At 29.9% G+C, this 3,834-nt stretch carries 3 protein-coding genes; all 3 read right to left on the bottom strand.

The genetic code is table 11. The features are described 5' to 3' along the window. Positions 1 to 218: 218 nt before the first annotated feature. The 3 genes from ACH2AZ_RS12300 to ACH2AZ_RS12290 all read right to left on the bottom strand — a co-directional run bounded on the left by ACH2AZ_RS12300 (position 219) and on the right by ACH2AZ_RS12290 (position 3,168). The gene (locus ACH2AZ_RS12300) at positions 219 to 1,151 is read right to left on the bottom strand and encodes a hypothetical protein (protein WP_394908076.1); all 933 of its coding nucleotides are present in this window, start codon (positions 1,149 to 1,151) and stop codon (positions 219 to 221) included. A gap of 55 nt (positions 1,152 to 1,206) precedes the next feature. Further along, entirely contained in the window at positions 1,207 to 1,836 is a 630-nt protein-coding gene (locus ACH2AZ_RS12295; protein WP_379046348.1) for a hypothetical protein, read from the bottom strand. 234 nt (positions 1,837 to 2,070) lie between these two features. Continuing rightward, positions 2,071 to 3,168 carry a DUF4105 domain-containing protein gene (locus ACH2AZ_RS12290; protein WP_394908075.1) on the bottom strand — a complete coding sequence of 366 codons (1,098 nt, stop codon included), beginning with the start codon at positions 3,166 to 3,168 and terminating at the stop codon, positions 2,071 to 2,073. Positions 3,169 to 3,834 lie beyond the last annotated feature (666 nt).

Raw genomic sequence — 3,834 nt, 5'->3', positions numbered from 1 at the left:
TAAAGATAAAAAAAATTAAAAATATATCCTTAAAAAAAGACTGCAATGATGGCATGGTTTTGAGACAGTCTGACGGTTTTGTATATCGATCCAAGTTGCGGTCGAGTTGGGACTAAGATAGCTAAAAAACGCAAACATTTCGAACACGTGAGGATTTATCCGTGAGGATAAATCCGTAGCAATTTGCGATATACGCTGTTAGCAATAGGTTTTTTGTTTTATAATTTTGTCTCTGTTACGTGTAGTTGTATTGCAGGAGTTATAAGAATACTTTTATGTGGGGTTTTAAATAGGTAATTAGCAAAATCATATTTAACCATAAGATTTGAATTACGTAATTCAAGAGATACTTTACCTGAATTTGCGTCTACAGTCTTAGCATAATAGTTGTTTTCATTAGATAGTTGAAACTTCAATTTAGTCCTATCACTATTTTCTGGTATAAATTGATTATAATCTTCATCTAAATAATATAAGGCTTCAATACAAACAAATACTGTTTTGTTTTCTTCAAATAGAATATTCTCTTTGTGTTCAATCTCAATTCTATTTTTATCTTTTGGGTTTAAGTAAAGTGTATCGGTTGAATATATTTTTTTATTAAATTGAAGCGTTTGTAGATTGCCAAAGGGCAAACTTTCTTCGACTTCAAAAAAGTGAATTTTATATGCAGTTTTATATTTAACTTTGTCTACATAAAAAGTAGTTTGATTAATATATAAATTCTTTATATAGTTTCTGAAAATTATACCAGAATCTTTATTTGATACTAAAAATCTACTTTGAGAATTTATAATTCTATTTGATTCCCCCAAAATAATAGAGCCCTCTTTTTTTGAAGAAATTACCAGATCATCTAATTGTATGTATTCTTTAGATAGGTAAACGGCTTCATTCAAATTTTCTGTTTCTATAGTGTGCTTTTTATAATCTGTTTTAGTAAATTCTATTTTATTGTATTGTAGACCTTCCGGAATTGGAGTTGCTTTATTATTTTTAGTTATACCTTGGTAAACAACCTTTTTATCATTATAAATTGTAAAGGAAACAGATTCGACTAAATCGTAAGTGTCATTGTCTACAACGATAAATTTTTGACTAAAACTATTTAAAGTTAATAGCAGTAAAATATAAATAATTGCATTTTTCATTTGCTTTTATTAAAAAACGGTACTGCTAAATGTAACAGTACCGTTATTGATTAATTTATGGTTGGTACTCTTCATTACATCCGACAGTTTCTTGCTTGTTAGGGTTGTTCTTATCCATAACACGCTCTTCTTTAGTAATTTTAAAACCAAGAATATAGTATGCTCTATACACACCTCTTACACCATTTACACAAGAGCCATAAGAATAACGCCAACCTAGTGTAACTGGTTGAGGCTCTCCAGTAATGGGGTCTGGAAAGGTAGGGTTTATTATGATTCTAATAATATCAAACTGGTCTGTTGGTCCATATTCATAAAATTGATTTATTTCATTATAAACAACTTGCTCAGCGGTTTCTATGTCTGTTACAGTTAAGGTAAAGTTTTCTCTGTCTACATCTACATAAGTTCCGGTTTCTTCTACTTGGGTACTTTCAAAGATGTACCTGCTAGCTATTTCTTCATCCCCAACAAAAACTTCTCTGACAAGGTAGCCATCAATTTCAGCTGTTCTATTCTCTGATTCGGTGTAATTTTGATAAGAAGTTAAACTTTCATTTAAAGACTTTTCATCAATTGCTACTTCCTCTTCAATTTGTTCATTGTCTACTGAACAACCTGTAAATATAACCGCACTAACAAAAAGTGCAATTAAAAAATGTAATGATAATTTTAAATTTTTCATAATTATTTAAATTTAGTTTGTGCCTACTATTGTTTTATGGTTCCTGTTCGGCTAATTTCCCCATTTTTATTTTAACTTATTGCTAACGGTCTTGTATAACAATCAGTTGCGGGATGTTTGTAAACGAAGATAGCTAAAATTACCAACTTTTATGCTTGCTCGGTTGTATCCGCAGGACACAGAGCCGCAATTGTTGTTATACGTTGTTGCCAGTAGTGGTTTATACTTTGTTTTTCATTTTTTTTGTATTTTTCTCAATTCCTGTAAGTTAAAAATTGCGAGTATGGCAAAAATTGGTAAAATTGAAATATCAAAAATTTGTACTTTGAAAAGCCAAACAACTATTGAAATAATCAATGATGCTACTAATATTATACTCAACATTTTATTAGTCTTATTTTTTGCCAAGAATGGAGTATAAAACAGATATAACGGGTTACACCAAAGAATATTTAGATTCGATTTAACCTCCTCGTGGCCAGAAAATAACCATAATGCAAGGATGAATATACCTGTAATTCCAAAACTGAAACTTGCTATTATTTTGGCGGGTTTAGGAAACCAAAATAGAAACAACACTGCTAAAAGCGAAAATATCAATAATGGCGAAAATATTTGCTGAATATTTGAATTGCTATTACTTTCTATTGAGTTTAATATTTTTTCGGATTGTATTAAATTTTTGCCATTCAATTTCGCAGCACCAATTTCTTTTTGTAGATAGTCTGGCAAGAACATACTTTGATTACGATTAGAGTTTCTGTCCAATGATTTTCCTAACACCAAATTAATTCCAAATTTTAGCCAAGGCATTTCTTGTAGATATGAATTAATTAAATCCCTATTTGATTTGTTAAGTTCTTGATTTTCAAAACTCACTCCAATGTGTTTTAATAAATCTCGTGTTTCTGTAGAACAGTTTTTATCCAAAAAAGAGTAGAAGTAAAATCTATTTTCTGGTTGATTTAAAAGTTTAAGTCTATTCAAAAACTCACTTTTTTCATCAGCTGTTAAATCTAACTTTTGTTCGTGGACTAATCTTTTTTCATAAGTGTATATTTTCAAAAAATTTATTGTTTCTTGAACACCTCTATGATATTTTAATTTGCCTTTCAAATATTTATATTCAAAATTTGGCGTGTTAAAATCAAACATTCCAAAATTATAAACTTGATCTGTTTTATTTTCTTTGTCAATAACTCTAATAGCAGTATGTCCGAAAACTGAATAGACTTCTTGACCAACAGAACAAGTCAAAATACTTATTTCGATATTGTCATTGGCATAGCTTAATTGGCTAATCAGAAGTATTATAAGTAATGTTTTGTTCAAATCTATCCTTTATTCAATCCAATTACTGATTTTTATTCTTTGCAGGTTTTTCTTTACCATTACTGGCAACGGCCTTGGCTATGATTTCGTTGCGGAAAAATACGCAGGATTTATTCCGTTGTAGCTCAAAGATAGAAAAAAGGATGGAATTTTCTACCGAAAATTCCGCCGCAATGAATTATAGCCGTTGTTGGCTAAAGTACCGACACGCACTGCTTGACACACTCTGTTAAGCCGTCCGTACAATTTTTTCCACTTTGCTCATTTTCCGTCCACTTTTTATATCTAAAAATTCGCTGATTTATTTTTAAAACTGAGACTTCAAATTCTTTTTTTCTTCTACTTCAAATTTTTGATTTTGACCTTCACTCCAGCTCAATTTTTTCCGTTTCTTTATTTTTATTCAATTCAGTTTTTATTCAGCTTTCTTGTCAGCGTTGTGCTTTTCATTCCGCGTAATGCTTTTCAATTCCGCTGTTCTCTTTTTAAGTCAGTTATTTCTTTAAAGAACTAATTTTTGTTTTTTACTTTATCTTTTAAAACGATGAGATTTATTATTTTTCCGCTCTGATTTTCATTCCGAGGTATTTTTGCCAACGGCAGTCAGTCTCAAAACTACCAATTAATGCTCTTAAAAATACTATTTTTCTGATTTTTATGAAATTT

The sequence above is a fragment of the uncultured Mesonia sp. genome, assembly GCA_947499595.1.
Lineage (GTDB): Bacteria > Bacteroidota > Bacteroidia > Flavobacteriales > Flavobacteriaceae > Mesonia > Mesonia sediminis.
This window is presented reverse-complemented; position numbering and strand designations above follow the sequence as displayed.

Bases quoted from the DNA above. Each gene is read 5' to 3' on its own strand.
- ACH2AZ_RS12300 (WP_394908076.1), bottom strand. From the start codon at position 1,151: ATGAAAAATGCAATTATTTATATTTTACTGCTATTAACTTTAAATAGT.
- ACH2AZ_RS12295 (WP_379046348.1), bottom strand. From the start codon at position 1,836: ATGAAAAATTTAAAATTATCATTACATTTTTTAATTGCACTTTTTGTT.